Origin of the sequence: Bartonella krasnovii, assembly GCF_003606345.3 — a bacterium.
In the GTDB taxonomy this organism is placed as follows: Bacteria; Pseudomonadota; Alphaproteobacteria; order Rhizobiales; family Rhizobiaceae; genus Bartonella; species Bartonella krasnovii.
This window is the reverse complement of record NZ_CP031844.2, coordinates 1773359-1795191: the sequence shown is the minus strand read 5'-3', so window position 1 is coordinate 1795191 and position 21833 is coordinate 1773359. Positions and strand designations below refer to the sequence as shown.

The following is a 21833-nucleotide window of genomic DNA, read 5'->3' as shown; positions in this document are numbered from 1 at the left end:
GTGGTTGTCGGGTATTATACTCTGTGCAGTGTTGTGGGTAAGTGATTAATTTATCGAGATATTGATGTCTTGGGAATTTATGGTTTGGGATTGGAAAATGCCCATTTGTTGTGTTTTAAATGTTATGCTTTAAAAAATTAGATGAGGAAACATGTGAAATGACAGTTCGTGTTGCAATTAATGGGTTTGGTCGTATTGGACGCAATATTTTACGGGCACTGATAGAAAGTGGACGAAAAGATATTGAAGTGGTTGCAATTAATGATTTGGGATCGGTGGAAACAAATGCCCATTTGTTGCGCTATGATTCAGTTCATGGCCGTTTTCCTGAGGATGTTAAGGTGGTGGGCGATGCCATTGATGTGGGAACTGGTTTAATAAAGGTCTGTGCAGAGCGTGATCCAGCACAATTGCCTTGGAAAGATTTGGATATCGATATCGCGTTGGAATGTACGGGCATTTTTACGGCGCGTGATAAAGCAAAGGCACATTTGGATGCAGGGGCAAAGCGTGTTCTGGTTTCCGCTCCCTCAGAGGGTGCAGATCTTACGGTTGTTTATGGGGTTAATCATCAGTCTTTAAGCCGTGAGCATCGTATTGTTTCAAATGCCTCTTGTACAACCAATTGTTTGGCGCCCGTTGCACAAGTTTTGCATAACACGGTGGGTATTGAAAGGGGCTTTATGACAACAATCCATTCTTATACGGGGGATCAGCCCGTTTTAGATACCATGCATCGTGATCTTTATCGTGCGCGTGCGGCTGCTCTTTCGATGATTCCTACATCAACCGGAGCGGCAAAAGCTGTGGGGTTGGTTTTGCCAGAATTAAAGGGATTGCTTGATGGGGTGTCCATTCGTGTTCCAACCCCTAATGTTTCTGTGGTTGATTTGACATTTACGGCTCAGCGTTCCACAACAATTGAAGAAATTAATACAGCTATTGCGGCTGCTGCACGAGGTCCTCTAAAGGGCATTTTGGATATGACAGAAGAAAAGCTTGTGAGTTGTGATTTTAATCATAATCCGCATTCAGCGATTTTTCATAATGATCAAACCAAAGTGATTGATGGTAAGCTCTGTCGTGTTCTCGTTTGGTATGATAATGAATGGGGCTTTTCTAACCGTATGAGTGATACGGCGGTGGCTTTTGCTAAGACAATATAGATACCATAAGAAGGACCTTAGGGTCCTCTTTTTATAAGAAAAAGCCTCGTTTTGTACAAATTAAGGCGCATTCTTTTGAGAAAGTCTAGACAGGTTATTGTTTTATGCGCGAGAGAGAGGATGCTGTTGAAAGATTGATGGTGTTTTTTGATACAAGGCGCTAGGCACTTTTAAAAGTTGCGTGAAAGAGTAAGCTTGAAAAAGTAACATCTGATACAGGACAATTTTTGAGAAAACGTCAGAAAACGAAAGAGGTAAACTCTTTTGCATAAAAGTAAAAGGGTGTTTTAGTGAAAATAAAATTGAGCCAATACATTTGTTGGAAACAATGGAATGTAGAAGATTAAGAACAATGGAGGCTTTTGTATATTTGACCATGGATACGTTTGACAATGGAGGCTTTTGATTTTCAGACAGAGAGTTGAGAGAAGGGGGCTGTTGTTGTTGGTCCTTTTCATGCAAAAACAAAGAGGGGACCTATAAAAGCAAAGAAGAGGTTTTAGTGGAAAGAGAATTAAGCAGGTTTGTTCGATGCATTTTTGTTTAAAACAACGGAAAGTGAAGAGGAAATAGCGAATGGGTTTTCGTACACTTGATGATGTTGATGTTGCTGGAAAGCGTGTGCTTGTGCGGGTGGATTTTAATGTTCCTATGGCACAGGGTAAAGTTTGCGATGAAACGCGTCTTAAACGCCATAAAGAGACGCTCGTTGAACTGCAAAAGCGGGGAGCCAAGCTTATTCTGCTTTCTCATTGTGGTCGCCCCAAAGGAAAGGTCGAGTCAGAATTTTCACTCCGTTCTGTTGTGCCGGTGCTGGAAAAGATCATAAAACAGCCGGTTGCTTTTGCGCCGGACTGTATTGGTTCAGCTGCACAGGTAGCGGTGGAGTCATTGCAAAATGGAGGCGTTGTATTGCTCGAAAATGTTCGGTTTTATGCCGGTGAGGAAAAGAATGATTGTTCTTTTGCAGAAGCTTTGGCCCATAATGGGGATCTTTATGTCAATGATGCTTTTTCGGTTTCTCATCGTGCCCATGCTTCAGTGGAGGGAATAACCCATTTGTTACCCTCTTATGCGGGGCGATTACTGCAAGGGGAATTGCAGGCCTTAGAAAAAGGGCTTGGAAATCCAACGCATCCTGTGGTCGCACTGGTGGGAGGGGCAAAAGTTTCCAGTAAGCTTTTTGTTCTCAATCATTTGGTGGAAAAAGTCGACTCCTTGGTTATTGGGGGTGGGATGGCCAATAGTTTTTTAGCCGCGCAAGGCATTCATGTGGGGAAGTCACTGTGTGAACACGAATTGATGGAGACGGTCAAAAAAATTATTAAAAAAGCGCAGGAATGTCACTGTACACTTCTACTGCCTATGGATGCTATCGTTGGATTTCGCTTTGAAAAAAATGCACCGCATCGTCTTTATGATATTAGCGATATTCCTGCGGATGGCATGATATTGGATATTGGAACGCGCTCTATTGCTCATATCAAGAGCGCGATAGATAAGGCTGCGACTCTTGTGTGGAATGGACCTCTTGGTGTTTTTGAGATGTCTCCCTTTGATAAAGGAACAATTGCCGTTGCACGCCATGCCGCAGAACGCAGTTTGATGGGCAAGTTAGTTTCAATTGCGGGAGGAGGCGATACAGTTTTTGCTCTTAATCATGCGGGTGTTGCTAATGATTTTACTTATCTCTCAACTGCAGGAGGGGCTTTTTTAGAATGGATGGAAGGTAAGGTGCTTCCTGGTATTCTTGCTCTTATGCAAGCTTAAAGACTTTGTTGAAGGGAAAATTGAAAGAGCTGTAAGATCATAGGCTGTGTCAAGTATGATGATCATATTGCTGATGTTTGAAAATGCGATAAAATAAAGAGGAATTTTTTATGAATGAACGTCTTGAAGATATAGCACTTTCTCTGGTGCATGCTGGTAAGGGTATTTTGGCTGCCGATGAAAGTACTGCAACAATTGGTAAGCGTTTTGAAAGTATTGGTGTTGAGTCCAATGAGGATAACCGCCGCGCTTATCGTGAAATGCTTTTTAGCGCAAAAGAAGCTATGGAAAGTGCTATCTCTGGTGTTATTTTATTTGATGAAACCATTCGACAAAAAGCATCAACAGGGCAAATGTTGACGGATCTTATTCGGGATGCGGGTGCTTTGCCAGGAATTAAAGTTGATACCGGTGCTAAGCCCTTGGCTGCTTTTCCCCAAGAGACAATTACTGAAGGGTTAGATGGTCTCCGTGAGCGGCTGAAAGACTATTATGCTTTGGGCGCCCGTTTTGCGAAATGGCGCGCGGTGATTGCCATTGATGCACACACGCTGCCAACAAGAGGTGCCATTAATCAAAATGCGCAAGCTCTCGCTCGTTATGCTGCTTTATGTCAGGAACTCAATATTGTGCCGATTGTTGAGCCGGAGGTGCTTATGGATGGACCGTCGTGTCAACATTCCATTGCCCGTTGTTTTGAGGTGACACACGCTGTTTTGACAACTGTCTTTAAAGAACTATTTGAAGCTCGTGTTGTTTTAGAGGGGATGATTTTAAAACCCAATATGGTGATTGATGGCAAGGATGCGCGCAAGGCTGGTGTTGAAGAGGTGGCTGAAAAGACCGTCCGTGTGCTTAAACAAACGGTCCCTTGTGCTGTTCCAGGAATTGCTTTTCTCTCTGGGGGACAATCTGATCAGGAAGCGACAGCGCATTTGTCTGCCATGAATAGTTTAGGGGCATTGCCTTGGAAATTGACTTTTTCTTATGGACGAGCATTGCAAGCGGCTGCTTTAAAAGCATGGGCTGGTCGCCATGAAAATATTGCTGTTGCGCAAAAGGCATTTTGTCATCGTGCGCGGATGAATCATTTAGCTGCTTTAGGACAATGGACAAAAGAACAGGAAAAGGACAGTGCTTGAAGTACAAGCTCTATGCCTAAATGCGCGGATATTTTGCATGTTTCTGTGTAATTGAGGAAGTCCTCATCATGATAAAAATGATGAGGGCGTTTTAGATTTGAAAGCTTTCTCAGAGGGGTCTTTTCATTGGATATTTTAAAACCCAATAGGGTGATTGGGGATAAGGATGTACGCCAAGGCTGGTGTTGAAGAGGTGGCTGAAAAGACCGTCCGTGTGCTTAAACAAACGGTCCCTTATGCTGTTCTTAAGAATTGCTTTTCTTGTCTTTCGGACAATCTGATCAGGAAGCGACAGCGCATTTGTCTGCCATGAATAGTTTAGGGGCATTGCCTTGGAAATTGACTTTTTCTTGATCGACGAGCATTGCAAGCGGCTGCTTTAAAAGCATGGGCTGGTTGCCATGAAAATATTGCTGTTGCCCAAAAGACATTTTGTCATCGTGCGCAGATGAATCATTTGGCTGCTTTAGGACAATGGATAAAAGAACAGGAAAAGGACAGCGCTTGAAGTACAAGCTCTATGCCTAAATGCGCGGATATTTTGCATGTTTTTGCGTGATTTTGGAGTCCTCATCATGATAAAAATGATGAGGGCGTTTTAGATTTGAAAGCTTTCTCAGAGGGGTCTTTTCATTGGATATTTTAAAAGTCTTTATGCGTGCCATTGTGAGGTAAGATTGCGGGAGAGGTGCGTTTGTAAGAAGGGAAGATGGTGTTTTAAAGGAAATTCGTGAATGCGCAGCAGTGTGTTGTCATTCATGAGGGAGGGCGTACTTTTTAAATAAAAATCATAAAGATGATATTATATTGAAGCGTTTGATATTGTGATATTTTCTCTTCTTCATGTTATCATTGCTCATCATCAGCAGAATCCATTTGATTACAGTTTTACAAAGGTGGATAAGCGGGGCGATTGGAGAGTTGTGGTTTCTCTATGGATTAGACATACAGCTTATGAAGATTTTATGTGTCAGGATAGCTTTCTCTTCAATGGGGGTGGTCTTCTATTGACGAACGGGTTGGAGAACTCTTGCGAAAGAAGATAGATTTGTATCTCAATAAAACACCTCTTTTTTATTAAAATGAATAAATTTTTCTTGTATTTTATGATGATATCATTATAGAAAATTAATTTCATGGCATTTTAGCTTTAAAATCGAGGGGGGGGAGTTGTGGACAGCATATCTTCTAAGAATACAAGCACCAAAAAAAATCGATACGCAGAAAAGAGCGTTTCTGCAATTATGATGCGAAAATTTTGCCATATCGTACGTGGGGTATTCGCTGGAATATTCAGCGTGTTTATTTTTACAATTTTTCTTATCCTATTCAACATGCGTGGACCGATTCATACCGCATTAGGCGTCTTTGGGGCGGTGAGTGGAATCGGGTGCATTTTATTTTTTTACGGATATTTTTTACAACGCCGCGAAGCAACAGCAGATGAAGCCGCTCTATCGTTCACATTACTCTTAGCAATTGGTGAAGGCATTTCTTATATTTTCTGCATGTCTGCTAGTTGGGGGTATGATGCTCTCTTATTCCGTTTAGCACCTCCAGGGTATGTTCTTATTCTCCCTGAATAAAGAGAGCGTACTTTGGTTGTGTATAAATCAAAATGAGAGGCGGACAGCCTCTTAAATTCTTAATAATCGTTCTCAAAAATCATGACATTAGAGCTGCATTTAATGAAGGGACTATAACAGACCTTGGTCCTTAAAAGCTCAAAGGAAGTCTTATAGGCCGCTTAACGGTGTCCTTGACCTTAAGACACCAAAACGGCTTATCGTGTCCTTTTCACGCGGCTTATGAAGTCATGATATAAGGGGAGAAAGCTTCTCAGGGGGCCTCAATGGTATGTTATCGTGTGTTAAATGGAAAAATGAGAAAACATCTTTATGCAATATAATCCAATTATGATTTTTTGATTTAAATGTAAAGGGTTTAAAGCGTTCTACAAAATTGATACGATATAAGGGGATATTTAGCAACAAAGGCGTATTTTAGGTGCTCGTGATAGAGCTATATCATAAAATGATTTTTGAATGACTCATCCTTTTAGTTCTATTTTCTAAAAGGTCATTTTGAAGGCTCTTGGTTAATGACTGTAAAGGAAAGTTGACACGTAAATATTTCGCTTTGTGGGTATAGATGTCGAATTAGTTGATTACCTATTATGATGTGCAAGCAAGAGATTTTGTGTGTTTCACTATGGGGCGTTGATATGAGAAAATCCTATGATATGAAGTTTTCTCATGAAAAACAATGAATTGTTCTTATAAATCAACATGAGAGTGCTGTTATGAAGAGAGCTCTTTGCACACCTTAATGATCCATAGAGACTAACTTGCCTATCATTTTATATTCTGCACACAAAGGAAAAGCGTTTTTATAAAAAATGCTTCTTCTCACGCAGAGAAAAGAACAGCCAGAATTTAAGAAGAAAAACATCTCAATTCTTGCCCCTCTTTTTCCATGAGCCCTTTTAAATTGATAAACATGGCTGTAAAGAGTGGTATTTATGCCCTTAAAAATACTGCTCTTGTATTAAAATCTCTTATTCGGGTGACAATTGCAATTTTGCAAGATAAGCATAAACACCATTTTTGCCACAAGTTCAGTATAGGCTCTCTCTTCTACAAGGGTGCCTTTATCCATCACGAGAATACGATCCGTTTTTAAAATTATTGCCAAACGGTGAGCAATTATCAAAGTTATACGATTTTGATCAATCCTTCTAAGGCTTGTTGTACCAACTTTTCACTGTTTGCATCTAAAGCAGATGTTGCTCAATCAAGCAGCAACGCTTTGATTGATAATAATTCATTGTTTTGTATATTGGATGAGAGTCCTAAACATTGTAGGATTTTCTCATTTCAAAGCTGTTTTTATGTTGAATCAACCAAAACCATTCGCTTGCACGTTACAAGTGGGGGAAGCCCGTGTGGATAAAAATTATAAAGAAGGGACTTAAAATGCCTATAATGGAATGTCTCAAGTGCTAAGGGCTGTAGCAACATTGGGAGCTGGCAAATTAATGATGGTGCCAAACTGCAACAAGAGGGGGTATTTTTAAGATCGCACGTGCAATACTAATGCGTTGTTTTGCCTTTCAAGAAAGTATGGTATCACTTCTGTCATCAAGCTATCCGGTAAAACTTGAATAAATTCAAGTTCATTAGCCGCTTTAGCAGCGGCAAGAATGTCCTCTTCATGGGGATTTTCAGTTCAAAAAAGATGAACTGTTTGCAATCCTTTTATTTGAAATGTTTATGCCTCATGAGAGGAGGCTTATGCTGATATCTCAATTGATCTTTAAATTTAAAAAAAACGCAGCCATCACGATTTATAAGGGTTTGAGACCGCTATATTTCTGTTGGATACGTTTTTAAATTAATATCTTAAAATGTACTCTTTACAGCACAAAAAAGCCTCATCGCTTAACGAGGCAATCGTTTTGTTTAAAATCTTTGTACCTCATGAGAATGAGGTTTTTACATACCAATATTGCCAAAACGATTTTTGAACTTAGAAAGGCGACCGCCACGGTCTACGAGTGTCTGGGACCCACCTGTCCATGCTGGATGCGTTCTTGGATCAATGTCTAAATTAAGGGTATCCCCTTCTTTTCCCCAAGTGGAGCGCGTTGTATATTGGGTTCCATCCGTCATAACAACGGTAATTTTATGATAGTTAGGATGAATATTCGCTTTCATGCGTCAAACCTTTTGCGTTTATAGAATGAAAGAACACTTACTCGATTTTTTTTTAAGTGCGCTTCCTTTGTCTTTTTGATACACTGATTAAAGTATTTATTCCTATAGCTGAGCACGCATCAAAAAACAAGTGTTCAAGATGCATCATTGTGTCACGTGTTTAAATCATTTAATAGAGTGAGCGGAGTTTTATGAAATTATATCATCATCCAGAAAAATCTACAAAGCCTTCTCTTAAAAAATCTCCATTCTCTTCGCTTGCCATTTTTGTTCCTTATCTTTTGCGCTATCGCTGGTTGTTTATCTTTGCTTTTGTTGCTTTGTCTGTTGCAGCTCTTGTCACATTAGCTTTGCCCATAGCAATCCGCCAAATGTTTGATCATGGTTTTTCTTATTCAAGCCATGGACATATCAATTTTTATTTTGGAATTTTGTTTGGATTAGCTTTGATTCTCGCCTTTTCTTCAGCTTGCCGTTATTATTGTGTTATCACATTGGGAGAACGGATTGTTGCTGATTTACGGCGTGATGTGTTTATCCATATTATGAAACTTTCTCCTGCTTTTTTTGATCGGTCGCATTCCGGCGAGATTGTTTCAAGACTTCTAACAGATACAACACAAATAAAATTGGCTGTTGGCTCAACCGCCTCTACGGCTTTGCGTCAGCTGATTATCGTGACTGGCGCTGTCGTGATGATGGTGATCACCAATGCTAAATTGTCTCTGCTGGTTCTGGCTGCTATTCCTGTTGTGGCAATTCCTTTGGTGGTTTTTGGGCGCAAAGTTCGTGCGCGTACGCGTGCGGCGCAAGATCGTCTTGCTGATGCTAATGCTGTGGCAACAGAACAGGTCAGCGCTATTCGCACGGTGCAAGCTTTTACCGCTGAAAAACTTGTTTCGACACGTTTTTCTCAGTTGGTAGAACGCGCCTTTCAGACAGCGCGGGCTTCTGTGATTTTGCGTTCTTTTTTTACGGGCTTTGCCATTTTTCTTGTGTTTAGCAGTGTGGTTGCTGTGTTGTGGATTGGATCGCGTGATGTTTTGAATGGAACGATGACAGGGGGAACCTTAGGGCAATTTGTCCTTTATGCCGTTTTTGGTGCCTCAACCTTTGCGCAATTATCGGAATTGGGGGCTGAATTAATCCAAGCCGCAGGCGCTGCTGAACGATTGGCTGAATTATTGCAAGAACAACCCATGATTTTAGCGCCCAAAAAACCTGTCTCTTTGACAAAACCTATTCGAGGTGAACTTGTTTTTGATCATGTTGATTTTACTTATCCTTCTAGACCACAAGAGAAGATTTTACGCGCGCTTTCCTTTTCGATCAAAGCGGGTGAAACGGTTGCTTTTGTTGGCGCTTCAGGGGCAGGAAAAAGCACACTTTTTTCTTTAATCTTGCGTTTTTATGACCCAACAAGTGGAAAAATTCGACTTGATGGCGTGGAGATTGATCACCTCTCTTTAAAGGATTTACGTGGTGCAATTTCTTATGTTCCCCAAGATGTTGCTATTTTTGATGGTACATTGCGCGATAACATTGTTTTCGGGACTGAAAATGCTATGGAAGAGGATATTATTGCTGCTGCTAAAGCCGCGAATGCCCTTGAATTTATTGAAGCTTTACCTGATGGCTTGGATACACAAGTGGGAGAACGCGGCACCATGCTTTCTGGGGGGCAAAAGCAGCGCATCGGTATTGCACGGGCAATTTTAAGAAATGCGCCCCTCTTACTGCTTGATGAAGCAACATCTGCTTTAGATGCAAACAGTGAAAGACTTGTGCAAGAAGCCTTAGAAGGGCTGATGAAAAACCGCACAACATTGGTGATCGCGCACCGTTTGGCAACCATTTTAAAAGCGGATCGTATTCTTGTGATGGAGAAAGGTGCCCTTGTGGAAGAGGGAACCCATGCCGAACTTGTGGCAAAAAATGGCGTTTATGCTTATCTTGCAAAATTACAATTTTCACCCGAGTAGGTGATCCACACGAATAAGAGATCTTGATACAAGAGCCGTCTCTTTAAGGGTATAAATATCCCTCTTTACAGCCATGCTTATCAATTTTTGAGGGCTGGCTTTTCTTTAAAGTGTATCAATCAACAAAAGTAACCTAATTAAATACAAACTGTTGTATTCTGTTAATAAAAATATCTATATGTTGTATATTATATCAATTAAAATAGAATATATAGATAGTAGCGAATCATATATACACATAATGATACAATATTGAGGTATTGATGAGAAGGTTGCATAAATAATAAAGAGGGAAATAATGGATGGAGATAATAGACGTAATTATTGCCACGATAGAAAGAATTGGTTTCATAATAACTATAATTAAGTTTATCCGAAAGTGGAAGAAGCAATCTGTTTGTATGGGATTGGTTGTATTCGCCATAGTGATGGGTGGGTTGTGGTATTGGGGATACTCAACGAACGTGTTGTTAGGCTTTGCAATGGGAATAGTGTTTTGTGTGGGAGGTATAATACTGGTAGCTAAAATTTATCATAACAAACAATTGACTAAACAACTTAAGCAAAAAGATCGAGAGTATCAGATATATAAAAAGATTGTTGAAGAAGGAGAACAAAGGCTTTTTCAAAAAACGCAAGAAATATCACAAGAATGGATTGAACAATGGAATGAGGGAGTAAGGCAATGGGAGAGGAATGTATTGGGGATAAAAAACCCTAGAGCAGGAATAAAGGTCAGCGGCAATAGACCTTCATTGGTAAAGGGGATGTGTGTACAAGGGCAAGAAAAGGTATATTCATTGTATGAAAAGGAACTCAAGAATATTTGTGCGCATGGGAAGAGGGAATTGTGTTTATTGTACAAAGAGGCACTCAAAGAAGACTTGATTGAAAAGCATTATGAAGAAATATTTCATATTTTCGTTAATTCCAGTTTTAAGAAATATTTTGCTAAAACAGTGTGGTTAATGCTAAAAAATGGAATTTCTCTGCAAAAATTTGTAGATCCTGTTACGAAAAAAACGCGATATAAACATACAATGCTGTCGCTTCATTGGTGTTTATATGTGGTTGATGATATGATTACAGCTGAATATGAACGGTATAGAGAAAAACCATCTAAAAAGAAGACTGAAAATCAAAAAAATATCGATACATTGTGGGACAATATATCGATACTTACTACAGAATATGAAGAGATAAGTGAAATATTAAATCATTCGAATTCTTTGTCTGATCAATATGCATTATTATTACAGTGTAAAAAGGATGTGCTGTCGTTATTGTATGATATTTCCAGTGATTATAAAACGGCAAGAAAAACGTTTATTTACTATAAAAAGCTTATTAAGACAGTGAAACAGGGGTATCTTGCCTTTGATAAGAGTTGCGATTTTAATACAGTTAAAAATGCGATCAATATTTGTAGAGAAAATGATAAAAAGAGGGGAAACGATCTCTTCATTGTTGAAGAGTTACCAACATTTGAAGAAGCTTACAAATTAGGTGCTAGAGAATGGCTAAGATCCTCAAATGAGAAATGTGATGATCGGTTGATCTTTTGGGAGAAGCTTGTTGGAATAAGCAATTCACAAAAAAAATTAAAAAGTATTTTCGGTGAGAAGCAGCTAAAGAAAATAGAAGAGGCTGTTAAAAAGGATCGAGAACAGGTTAAGAGAGAAATGCAGGAAGCGATTTTTGAAAATAAGCATTTTTGTTACTACAGATCTCGTGCACAGTTCATAGGCTGTTTACAAGACAATTAAATAAAGGGGGATGGGGCGTGCAATGAATTTGCTGAAGTTTCTGTCACTCTATAGGGGTGAAAAGCAGTGAGAGGCATGTATGACAGCTCTTAGCAGAGAAGAGAGGCTGCTTGGAGGAAAGCTTTTGCGCGCTGTGTAAGGGTGATTTCTTAAGAGAATAAAGAGGCTTGTTTCTGGTGTGCTTGTTGCTTTTTGAAGCGTTTTGTTGTGATGGGTTCTTTGTTTTCTAGTTTGTTTATAGGGGAATTGAGAAAAATAGCAGGTTTAATAATATTGGATAAGCTGTCATTGCATTTTTAGGGGCATTGGTTGTTTGGTGGTAGAGTTTTGTCATCATCTCATGTCATTTTCTGTTGTGTCTGTAAAGAACAGTTAAAAAGCCTCTCTTCACATTGTTTTTTTTTAAGATTTTATAAAACTTTAAAGAGGAGGGGACAAGTTTTAAGGGGCTTTTTAGGACCGGTTTTTTAAAAGATTATGATTATAAGGTTTAAATACCTTTTTTGAGAATTCTTTCTAGTTTGGTGCGAATGTGTTCATTGCCGGCGAGGATATTCTTTTTGCGGAATATATCATCACCGCCTTCTTTATCGGTGACAAAACCACCGGCTTCACGAACCATCAAGATTCCAGCAGCCATATCCCAAATTTGCAGGTTGTCTTCCCAATAGCCATCGGTTCGACCTGCTGCAACATAAGCTAAATCAAGGGATGCTGCACCAAAACGGCGAAGGCCAGCAACTTCTGCCATCACATTACGCAATTCAATGAGATAGGTTCCATGACCTGGGCGGCCAAAATGAGGCATGCCTGTGGCAATGACACAATCTTCTAGTCTGCGCCGCGCAGAAACACGACAGCGCCGGTCATTAAAAAAAGCACCACTACCCCGTTCTGCGGTAAAGAGTTCATCACTTACCGGATTGTAAATGACACCCGCAACGATTTTGCCTTGGCTTTCTAAAGCAATGGAAACGGCAAAAAAAGGAATGCCATGGAGAAAATTTGTGGTGCCATCTAAAGGATCAACGATAAAACGATGTTGTGAATCTTCTCCAATGATTTCTTTAGACTCTTCCATCAGAAAACCAAATTTAGGGCGTGCTTTGCTCAGTTCAGTGAAAATAATTTTTTCCGCTTTACGGTCTGCTTGACTGACGTAATCGGCTGGCCCTTTTAAAGACACTTGCAAATTTTGTACTTCACCGTAATCACGCACGAGCGAGCGCCCTGCTTTCATGGCAGCTTGCACCATGACATTCATGATTGCAGAATGAGCCATCTTGTTATTCCTTTATTTATCTTTTTCATTTGCACGACGCAAATAGATCAACTCGTTGGTGTCGACAATGATACGCTCACCGGCGTTCATAAAAGGGGGAACAAGAATACGAATCCCATTTTCAAGAATGGCGGGTTTATAAGAAGCTGTGACCGTTTGTCCTTTGAGAGCTGGATCAGCTTCCACAATCGTGACAGCAACTTGATCAGGAAGGGAAATGCCGATAGGCTTTTCTTGATAAAGTTCAACTGTGACAGTCATCCCATCTTGCAAGAAAGCAGCACGTTCTCCAACAAAATCTTTTTGCAATTCCAATTGTTCATACGATTCTGAATCCATAAAGACGAGGGCATCACCTTGTTGATAAAGAAAGGTAAAGTCCTTTTGTTCAAGACGTACGCGCTCTACCGTTTCAGCAGCACGAAAGCGTTCATTGAGTTTTGTACCATCAAGCAAATTTTTTAGTTCAACTTGATTAAATGCACCACCTTTTCCTGGTTTTACGGCGTTGCATTTCACAGCAACCCACAAACTTCCTTGATGCTCAATTACATTACCAGGGCGAATTTCATTGCCATTAATTTTCATTGTTTCTATCCAATTCTCTTCTTGCAAAAAGAGTTTTCTTACTTTGTCCTTACGGCGCTTTTTTTGCTGCCTTAACAGTAAACTCTTTTGTTGTTTTTAGGTTCAAAACCTCTTGTTCGTTTTGCGGTTTCCTCATGGTCTTTGTGGGCTTTTCATCTGTCTTACCATGGATTTGCTCATGGGGTTTTCTCATAAGTTTTCTTATGAACTTTGCAGAGAAAAGTTTAAGGACAAAAAGGACCTTGATGTATTTTTGCTTTTCAGTTCTTTGCAAGACCATAAAAAGTGCCAAGACGCAAGCTTTTTAAAAAATTGCACAAAAATTTTTGAGACTTTTGAGGATTTTGGGGAAATTTATCCCATTGTGTCGTAAATCTCATTGAGACGGATGAGAGAAATACGGGTGATAGAAATTTTGTAAAATCATGAGGCGTTGTTTTATGAGAATGACGCGTGGATATTGTGCGGGGAAACTTGTCCGAATAATCTTGTGAAATCAATTCCATGAAACGGAAAGCGGAGTTGTGTTCCGAGAAGCCTGATTGCTGAGAAATTGGATTGAGAAGGGGCGTGTGTCCCTTCAAAGTGTATGAGGTAAGAAAAGAGCGTGGTGCACCTTATAGCGCGTATCGCTTTATAGAGAATGTGGTGTGCTCGTGCGTGATGTTAGCTTGCATTCTCATCCATGATGAGCTGTAAAAAAGCTTTTTGTTTTATCGAGGTAAGCGTTCTAAATCTTTTGAGCAGCAGGTATTCTTCAGTGTTCGAGATGACTTCATCATAATGGTATGGGGGGCGTTGTTTTGTGATGATATCGGCATAAAAAAAGGAAATCGGAACATTAAGGATATCGGAAATTTCCATTAAACGCCCCGCGCTTACACGATTTAAGCCGTTTTCATATTTTTGAATTTGTTGGAAACTGACGCCTAAAGCATCCCCTAAGGTTTTTTGAGACATTTTGAGTAATTTTCGTCTTAAGCGAATTTTTTTGCCGACCAAAAGATCAATATTAAGATTTTGGATTGCATTTGCCCCCTCCGGTTGCGAGCGCCCTCGCATAAGTATTCCGGGAGCTTGAAAATACTGAAACCTAATCAGCCTTTTTTGCTTTTAGTGCTGGTAAGCACCTGGACATAGCAAAAACTCCCGGAATTCCGGGATACCCACAAAGTGGGGCAGATTTACGCGTAGGTTTCGGGTTTTCAAGGCCCTCTTGGTCGTTGCGTAGGCGACCAAAACACCTTTTGATTCATAAAGTAATTTCAGCAGATTGGCAATAAAAAATAGCTTTTTAATGAGGGGCGGTGTGTTTTTATGAAAGCAGTAAAGTATCCATATATGGCTTTGAACAGTGTGTATCGCGTTATCGAGAGTGTGGTGTGCTCGTGCGTGGTGTTAGCTTGCATTCTCATCCATGATAAGCTGTAAAAAAGCTTTTTGTTTTATCGAGGTAAGCGTTCTAAATCTTTTGAGCAGCAGGTATTCTTCAGTGTTCGAGATGACTTCATCATAATGGTATGGGGGGCGTTGTTTTGTGATGATATCGGCATAAAAAAAAGGAAATCGGAACATTCAAAATATCGGAAATTTCCATTAAACGCCCCGCACTTACGCGATTTAAGCCGTTTTCATATTTTTGAATTTGTTGGAAACTGACGCCTAAAGCATCCCCTAAGGTTTTTTGAGACATTTTGAGTAATTTTCGTCTTAAGCGAATTTTTTTGCCGACCAAAAGATCAATATTGAGATTTTGGGATTGCATTTGCCCCCGCCTAGTGCGAGCGCCTTTTATGCGTATTCCGGGAGTCTAAAATACTGAAACCTAATCAGCCTTTTTTGCTTTTAGTGCTGGTAAGCACCTGGACAGTGCAAAATCTCCCGGAATTCCAAGATACCTACAGAGTGGGGCAGATTTACGCGTAGGTTTCGGGTTTTTAAAGCCCTCTTGGTCGCCCGCGTATGCGACCAAAATACCTTTTAATGTGTAAAGTAATTTCAGCAGATTGGCAATAAAAAACAGTTTTTTGCATAAGAAGCGGCGTGTTTTTCATGAAAGCAATAAAGCATCTATATATGGCTTTGAACAGCGCGTATCGCGTTATCGAGAGTGTGGTGTGCACGAGTCACATGAGGTTAGATTGCATTTTCCCCCGCCTAGTGCGAGCGCCTCTTATGCGTATTCCGGGAGTCTAAAATACTGAACTCGAATCAGCATTTTGCTTTTAGTGCTAGTAAGCACCTGGACAGTGCAAAATCTCCCGGAATTCCGGGATACCCACAGAGTGGGGCAGATTTACGCATAGGTTTCGGGTTTTTAAAGCCCTCTTGGTCGCCCGCGTATGCGACCAAAACACCTTTTAATGTGTAAAGTAATTTCAAGAAATTTACAATAAAAAACAGCTTTTTAAACGAGAAGTGCTGTGTTTTTTATGAAAGCAATAAAGCAGCGCTCTTTTGATCTTCTGATCTTTCCATATTTTGAGGACAATATTTTACAGTGTCGCGGATAGCTTATTTTGCACATTGGATAGTGTTCAGCAAATGATACAGTGCATTTTAAAAAACAGGAAGGAGCTTTATTGCTTCTTTGCGCGCCTTTTCTTGTTGTTTGTTGTCCATACCTTGGAGCATTTTTTCAAGATCAGGGGCTTGCATTTTTGCTTCTTTCGCAAGCATATACCATGCTGCTGCCATTATTATATCGCCTTTTGTTCCGATACCGTCTCGATAAAGTCTTGCAAGAGAAATTTGGGCGGGGGCGACCATGTTATTGGCATTGTGAAGCAGCAAATGAAAAGCATGGTCAAAATCCTTTGCACCTCCACGGCCTTCTATCAGCCATTGTGCTAAATAAAGTTGCGCTTTTAAGTGATTGTTTTGAGCTGCGGCCTCCATTAGTTTGCGGGCATTACGATCATCCTTTGGTCGATTTAACGTACCTAAAGAAAGAATTTTTGCCGCCGCAAAAGCAGCTTCAGCATCTCCAAGAGCAGCCCCTTTTAAATGCCATTTTAAAGCTTGCTCGATGGCTTCATTTTCACGGCTTGAAGAAGAAACGCCGGGAAGATTTTGTTTTTCCTGGGAGGCTTTATAAAGAAGCAGTTGTCCATAATAAAAATAGGCTTCTTTAACGCCTGCGTCGACAGCTTTTCGAATATATTGTGCACCAAGCTCTTGATTTTGTTTTACAAAATTACCATCAAATAACATAAGCCCATAGCGAAGTTGCGCTTGGGGTTCCCCTTGTTTTGCAGCGCGTTCAAACCATAAAGCAGCCCGTGCCCCGTCAACAGGAACAGCACATCCTTCCATATAAATTCGGGCAAGAAGTGTTTGCGCAAAAGGATCATTCTTTTCAGCACGTCGAAGCGCTTCTCGAAAAGCTTTTAAATAATAGCCTTGGATGTAATAGTCATAGGCTTGGTCATAGTCTCCAGCTTTTAAGGGGTGAAAAGGTTCTTCTGGGGGGGAAGATTCTTGAATCGTATTGAAAGAGTGTTCAAAATTTGCCGATTCATCAGTGTTGCCAGTAGAACTTACAACAGAACTTGTAAGCCCTACCATTCCTAGGACAAGCAGTTTAACACCTCTCTTGATCATCGATATCTCCTCCTCATTATCGATCAGAATTTTCACATTTTTTGTTCATCATTACAAGCGGTATCAGAATCCCATGGCTTTCTTCTTTTTCATTTCAGTTAAGGAAGGTCCCTTTATAAAATAGCATAAACATCGATAAGAACCAGACTGTTTTAAACAGTGCTGTTTTTAACACCTTTAAACAACGATAATGAAAGAATGACTCAGAGAGGTACCTTCTCTTATCAATATGCATCACCCTAAAATAAAAAAGCGTCTACCATGAGGCTACTTTTACAAATACACCATAAACTGCTTATGAAGAACTGCTTATGAAAAATGTGAAATATTGAGGAGAAGAGAGCGTATAGGCTCTATAGTGTGTATTGCGTTATCAAGAGCGTGGTGTGCACGAGTTACATGAGGTTAGCTTCTATTCTCATCCATGATGAGCTGTAAAATTGCCTTACTTTTAAACAAATGTTGAGGCTTTTATCAGCTCTTTTTACTACTGTGCTCATTGAATAAGACGAAAGAAAATAAATGGCATTCTTTTATGTCAAAACAGTCGATAGAAAATGCTTCGTAATAGAAACAAATAAAAAACTTCAAAAAAACGAAGGCAATGAGTAGCAGCTAAAAACAAAGCAAAGTACCATATGAACGAAATTAAAGCAGTGTTTAAGGTGAATCAGAAAACAGAGGAAAAATAGGGAGGCCTGTTGCTTTGTTTGTTATAAATTATAATTTGTTTGCATATCTAACTAAAACTTTGCTTTACAAAAAACAGCCAATTCTAACTTAACTGCAAGCGCGCTACTCATAAAAGCATGTCCGTTCATTACTTTTGAGAGAGAAGACCTCGTCATATGGAGATGATCCGCTAACTTTTGTATTGTTAGATCTATTCCTTCCAAGAAAGCTATTTTCAAAACTTTGTCCAGATATGCAGGATTATGCATTATTTGTTTTTGTTCTTTTCATCAATTGCCATCTTGATACATCAACAAGTTCCACATCTGTTCCTATAAAGCGAAAAGGAACATGCCTTACCTTCAAAAGGATAACTTTTAAGGCTAAATACTCCTTAACATTTCGGGTTTTCGGGTGTCTGAACACTTGTTAGAGCCGATAAAATGAGATCAAATCTCTTTATCTTTTGCAAAAAAAAATTTAAGTCTTTATGTTTGAAATAGAGAGAATGTCCATATTCAAAGAGCGGGCTTATTTATTCTGATAAATACGTAGATAATAACTTGGTTCTCCAGACCAATCATACTGAAGTACAGAAATTATACGTCCATCATCCTTTGGTGTTCGTGTGAAAAACAATTCCACACCCATGTTTGGCTGCTTTTGGGGGTTGATCTGTATAAATCATATTCTCTCCCGTTCGCCGCAACAGATCGAATAAATAAAGGCGTAAAGCTTTCTATTGTATCACTTTATAAGAGGGGAAGTGTGGTTGGATTTAATGTTAAAGATCTTTTGATACCGTTAGCAAGATCTTTTTTGATTAATCTTATCTCTATATCCTTCTCCACAAGATTTTCATCAACATAATTCGATACATAGTTCCCCGAAGATGCACAACCAGCCACTAACAAAAGTTGTAACAGAAATAAATATTTTAACATCTTCATTCCCCCCTCTATCATTTTTACTTTTTCTGTTTCGTTTTTTCTTAAGAAAGTTCTTTCATAAGAGAAAAAATAATTTTTCTATTATTTTACTAGCATATATTAGTATATTAACAAGTATTTATTTATCAATATTTAAATATTTTTAAAAAAACTACCCTTATCTTTCATAATATTTAAAGCTTATGCTTAGCGGACAAAGTAAAATGATTGCATGAGATGCTCCTACAGATTGCCCCAATAAATTTTCAAGCGCTGCTCTTTGGGGGGGTGTTTGTCATGTATGCAGATGCACAGAGCTTGTCGTACTCACGTGATATTAAAAGCTTTCATTGGGGTCAGAGAGTAATTGTAAAATGGCCCTTTGTTTTATCGAAGTGAGCGTTCTAAATCTTTTAAGCAGCAGGTATTCTTCTCTATTGGAGATCGCTTCATCATGGTGGTATGGAGGCTGTTGTTTTGGCATGATATCCGCATAAAAAAAGGAAATCGGAACATTCAAAATATCGGAAATTTCCATTAAACGCCCTGCACTTACACGATTTAAGCCGTTTTCATATTTTTGAATTTGTTGGAAACTGACGCCTAAAGCGTTTCCTAAAGTTGTTTGAGACATTTTGAGTAATTTTCGTCTCAAACGAATTTTTTTGCCGACCAAAAGATCAATATTAAGATTGTTGGTTTGCATTTTACCCTCCCGCCGGTTGCGAGCGCCCTCGCATGAGTATTCCGGGAGCTTGAAAATACTGAACTCAAATCAGCCTTTTTGCTTTTAGTGCTAGTGAGCACCTGGACATAGCAAAAACCCCCGGAATTCCGGGATACCCACACAGTGGGATAGATTCATGTTTGAGTTTTCGGGTTTTCAAGGCCCTATTGGTCGCCCGCGTATGCGACCAAAACACCTTTTAATGTGTAAAGTAATTTTAGAAAATTGGCAAATAAAAATAGTTTTTTGACTTACAAAATTTGTTTTTTGAATGAGAGGCTATTCTCGCCTCTCAACCTCTCTGGAACGATGATCAAAATATGATATCAGCCCCCGTTTTGTTGAGAGGGGTAAAAAGCTTTAAGTTTTAAGATCAAAAAACTTTGTCTTCTTAAAAGTTAAACATTTTCAATTTGTTAATATTGACAACATAACCAATAGTCATTACCTTTAATATCAAGGAATAGAAAGGACATGCCCCTATGAAAAACACCCTTTCTCCGTTCATTTCAGAGTTCGAAACTATTGAACAGGAAAGCAGCCACACGGCGTGGTTGCGCGATAAGGTCGCGATAAGTCTTGCAAACCTATCTCCTCCTATTCCGCATGATGAGGTCATGGCTGAAATGGACGTTATAATCAGTCAGCTTGAAAATGAACAGAAAAAGTGATGCTTCCGGTTGTTTGGTTGTCTTCGGCTCGCGATGATTTGCGTCAGATTTTAACTTACATTGCTCGTGAAAATCCATCCGCTGCACGCCGAATGAAAAGGTTTTTGGAAACATCTGTACTGCCATTGGCTGAACATCCATATCTGTACAGACAGAGTGAGAGGATATTAGGGTTACGGGAAATTATAGCACATCCAAATTACCTTATATTGTATCGAGTAGCTGCAAATCAGATCGAAATTGTAGCTGTCGTACATGCCCGACGTGAATTCCCTACCTCTCTTTAATTGAATGAGAGGTTATTCTTATCTCTCAACCTCTCTGGAACGATGATCAAAATCATGACATCTACCTCCGTGTTTGTTGAGAGGGGTAAAAAGAAAGAAAAAAGTAGAGTTATTTTGCGCATTGAATATTGGCTTGCTGGAAGCAAATTATACAGAGTGTTTTATTTATTCATGAAAATGCCGTTATAAAGATTGTTGGTTTGCATTTTTCCTCCCGTCGGTTGCGAGCACCCCCTTATGCGTATTCCGGGAGTCAAAAATACTGAACTCAAATCAGCTTTTTTGCTTTTAGTGCTAAAGAGCACCTGGACATAGCAAAATCTACCGGAATTCTGGGATACCTGCAAATGGATTTGTTTTTATGTATTGGGTCTTAGGGCTTTTAATCCACGTTGATTGTTGCGTATACGACCAAAAATACCATTTAAATCATAAAGTAATTTCAGCAGATGAGTAATAAAAAATGAAGATTGTTTTATTTTATGAAAGAGTGTGTGGTTTGGTACAATGAAAAAGCCTCCATATTGAAGAGGGAGATGTTCTACAGATAACTTCTGATGAATAGAGCTTGTCGTACTCACGTGATATTAAAAGCTTTCATTGGGTTCAGAGAGTAATTGTAAAATGGCCCTTTGTTTTATCGAAGTAAGTGTTCTAAATCTTTTAAGCAGTAGGTATTCTTCTCTATTGGAGATCGCTTCATCATGATAGTATGAAGGCTGTTGTTTTGGCATGATATCCGCATAAAAAAAGGAAATCGGAACATTCAAAATATCAGAAATTTCCATTAAACGCCCTGCACTTACACGATTTAAGCCGTTTTCGTATTTTTGAATTTGTTGGAAACTGACGCCTAAAGCGTCCCCTAAGGTTTTTTGAGACATTTTGAGTATTTTTCGTTTTAAGCGAATTTTTTTGCCAACCAAAAGATCAATATTGAGATTTTGAGATTGCATTTTTCCTCCCGCCGGTTGCGAGCGCCCTCGCATAAGTATTCCGGGAGTTAAAAACACTGAGTCCGAGTCAGCATTTTGCTTTTAGTGCGTAAGACACACCTGGACATAGCAAAATCTCCCGGAATTCCGGGATACCCACACAGTGGGTTCATTTTATGTATCGGACTTAGGGTTTTTAATCCCTATTGGTCGTTGCGTATGCGACCAAAAATACCTTTTAAGTCATAAAGTAATTTCAGAAAATTGGCAAATAAAAATAGTTTTTTGACTTACAAAATTTGTTTTTTGAATGAGAGGCTATTCTCGCCTCTCAACCTCTCTGGAACGAGTCCCAAAATCATGATCCCAGCTCCCGTGTTTGTTAAGAGGAGTAAAATGATTTCATCCACGGTAATGAATTCACAAGCGGTCTCTTCATTAACATTTGCGCAATCGCTTGCTGTTTGAAGAAGGGCGGGGGCTATCGTTTTGAGCAATAGGTTCTTTGGATCTATAGGATCTTTATGTTTACGGAATATGTGTATCTATAGGGCTGTGGTTACAAGACGTGAGTGGGGGGTGCCCATGTAGTTTTGG

At 39.5% G+C, this 21833-nt stretch carries 17 protein-coding genes and 3 pseudogenes; 9 read left to right on the top strand and 11 right to left on the bottom strand.

The window, feature by feature from the left end; all coding sequences use genetic code 11:
- The first annotated feature begins 158 nt into the window (after positions 1-158).
- The 5 genes and pseudogenes from gap to D1092_RS07725 all read left to right on the top strand — a co-directional run bounded on the left by gap (position 159) and on the right by D1092_RS07725 (position 5664).
- Entirely contained in the window at positions 159-1166 is a 1008-nt protein-coding gene (gap, locus tag D1092_RS07745; protein ID WP_120122710.1) for a type I glyceraldehyde-3-phosphate dehydrogenase, read from the top strand.
- A gap of 576 nt (positions 1167-1742) precedes the next feature.
- A complete protein-coding gene (locus D1092_RS07740) occupies positions 1743-2936 on the top strand; it encodes a phosphoglycerate kinase (protein WP_120121260.1) in 1194 nt (397 codons plus the stop codon).
- A 110-nt stretch (positions 2937-3046) separates the two neighbouring features.
- Positions 3047-4078 carry a class I fructose-bisphosphate aldolase gene (locus D1092_RS07735; RefSeq protein ID WP_120121258.1) on the top strand — a complete coding sequence of 344 codons (1032 nt, stop codon included), beginning with the start codon at positions 3047-3049 and terminating at the stop codon, positions 4076-4078.
- A 132-nt stretch (positions 4079-4210) separates the two neighbouring features.
- A pseudogene (locus D1092_RS07730) lies at positions 4211-4586 on the top strand (class I fructose-bisphosphate aldolase); the annotation flags it as partial.
- Positions 4587-5322: 736 nt separating this feature from the next.
- The gene (locus D1092_RS07725) at positions 5323-5664 is read left to right on the top strand and encodes a hypothetical protein (protein ID WP_241439173.1); all 342 of its coding nucleotides are present in this window, start codon (positions 5323-5325) and stop codon (positions 5662-5664) included.
- A 971-nt stretch (positions 5665-6635) separates the two neighbouring features.
- On the opposite strand, the pseudogene D1092_RS09945 reads toward D1092_RS07725, so the two are convergent.
- A pseudogene (locus tag D1092_RS09945) lies at positions 6636-6867 on the bottom strand (ABC transporter); the annotation flags it as partial.
- Positions 6868-7572: 705 nt separating this feature from the next.
- On the bottom strand, positions 7573-7794 hold the full coding sequence (rpmE, locus tag D1092_RS07715) for a 50S ribosomal protein L31 (RefSeq protein WP_005774581.1): 222 nt from the start codon (positions 7792-7794) through the stop codon (positions 7573-7575).
- Positions 7795-7985: 191 nt separating this feature from the next.
- Here rpmE and D1092_RS07710 point away from each other — a divergent pair, with 191 nt between their 5' ends.
- Both D1092_RS07710 and D1092_RS07705 read left to right on the top strand, forming a co-directional pair.
- Positions 7986-9776, top strand: a complete 1791-nt coding sequence (locus tag D1092_RS07710) for an ABC transporter transmembrane domain-containing protein (RefSeq protein ID WP_120121255.1) — start codon at positions 7986-7988, stop codon at positions 9774-9776.
- Positions 9777-10078: 302 nt separating this feature from the next.
- Positions 10079-11542, top strand: a complete 1464-nt coding sequence (locus D1092_RS07705; RefSeq protein ID WP_120121253.1) for a hypothetical protein — start codon at positions 10079-10081, stop codon at positions 11540-11542.
- A gap of 490 nt (positions 11543-12032) precedes the next feature.
- Here the strand turns inward: D1092_RS07705 and D1092_RS07700 are convergent, their stop codons facing one another.
- From D1092_RS07700 to D1092_RS07665, 7 genes and pseudogenes are all read right to left on the bottom strand, one after another.
- The gene (locus D1092_RS07700) at positions 12033-12824 is read right to left on the bottom strand and encodes an inositol monophosphatase family protein (RefSeq protein ID WP_120121251.1); all 792 of its coding nucleotides are present in this window, start codon (positions 12822-12824) and stop codon (positions 12033-12035) included.
- Between the two features lie 12 nt (positions 12825-12836).
- The gene (efp, locus tag D1092_RS07695) at positions 12837-13412 is read right to left on the bottom strand and encodes an elongation factor P (RefSeq protein ID WP_100128798.1); all 576 of its coding nucleotides are present in this window, start codon (positions 13410-13412) and stop codon (positions 12837-12839) included.
- 666 nt (positions 13413-14078) lie between these two features.
- Positions 14079-14474 (bottom strand): helix-turn-helix domain-containing protein, encoded by a 396-nt coding sequence (locus tag D1092_RS07690; protein ID WP_120121244.1) that lies wholly within the window; start codon positions 14472-14474, stop codon positions 14079-14081.
- Positions 14475-14810: 336 nt separating this feature from the next.
- Positions 14811-15177: pseudogene (locus D1092_RS07685) on the bottom strand (helix-turn-helix domain-containing protein).
- Positions 15178-15971: 794 nt separating this feature from the next.
- Entirely contained in the window at positions 15972-17015 is a 1044-nt protein-coding gene (locus tag D1092_RS07680; protein ID WP_120121242.1) for a tetratricopeptide repeat protein, read from the bottom strand.
- Positions 17016-18439: 1424 nt separating this feature from the next.
- Positions 18440-18631, bottom strand: coding sequence for a hypothetical protein (locus D1092_RS10085; protein WP_338155458.1), 192 nt, complete (start codon positions 18629-18631; stop codon positions 18440-18442).
- 322 nt (positions 18632-18953) lie between these two features.
- Positions 18954-19322: a helix-turn-helix domain-containing protein gene (locus D1092_RS07665; RefSeq protein WP_120121240.1), complete on the bottom strand. Its 369-nt coding sequence runs from the start codon at positions 19320-19322 to the stop codon at positions 18954-18956.
- A 503-nt stretch (positions 19323-19825) separates the two neighbouring features.
- On the opposite strand from D1092_RS07665, the gene relB reads away from it, so the two are divergent.
- Together relB and D1092_RS07655 are read left to right on the top strand one after the other, a co-directional pair.
- Positions 19826-20014 (top strand): type II toxin-antitoxin system RelB family antitoxin, encoded by a 189-nt coding sequence (relB, locus tag D1092_RS07660; RefSeq protein ID WP_120121238.1) that lies wholly within the window; start codon positions 19826-19828, stop codon positions 20012-20014.
- The gene (locus tag D1092_RS07655; protein ID WP_120121236.1) at positions 20014-20301 is read left to right on the top strand and encodes a type II toxin-antitoxin system RelE/ParE family toxin; all 288 of its coding nucleotides are present in this window, start codon (positions 20014-20016) and stop codon (positions 20299-20301) included. The genes relB and D1092_RS07655 overlap by 1 nt, the downstream gene beginning before the upstream one ends.
- Before the next feature lie 359 nt (positions 20302-20660).
- On the opposite strand, the gene D1092_RS07650 is transcribed toward D1092_RS07655, so the two are convergent.
- Positions 20661-20882, bottom strand: a complete 222-nt coding sequence (locus D1092_RS07650; RefSeq protein ID WP_148255698.1) for a hypothetical protein — start codon at positions 20880-20882, stop codon at positions 20661-20663.
- 6 nt (positions 20883-20888) lie between these two features.
- Positions 20889-21290: a helix-turn-helix domain-containing protein gene (locus tag D1092_RS07645; protein WP_120122708.1), complete on the bottom strand. Its 402-nt coding sequence runs from the start codon at positions 21288-21290 to the stop codon at positions 20889-20891.
- Positions 21291-21833 lie beyond the last annotated feature (543 nt).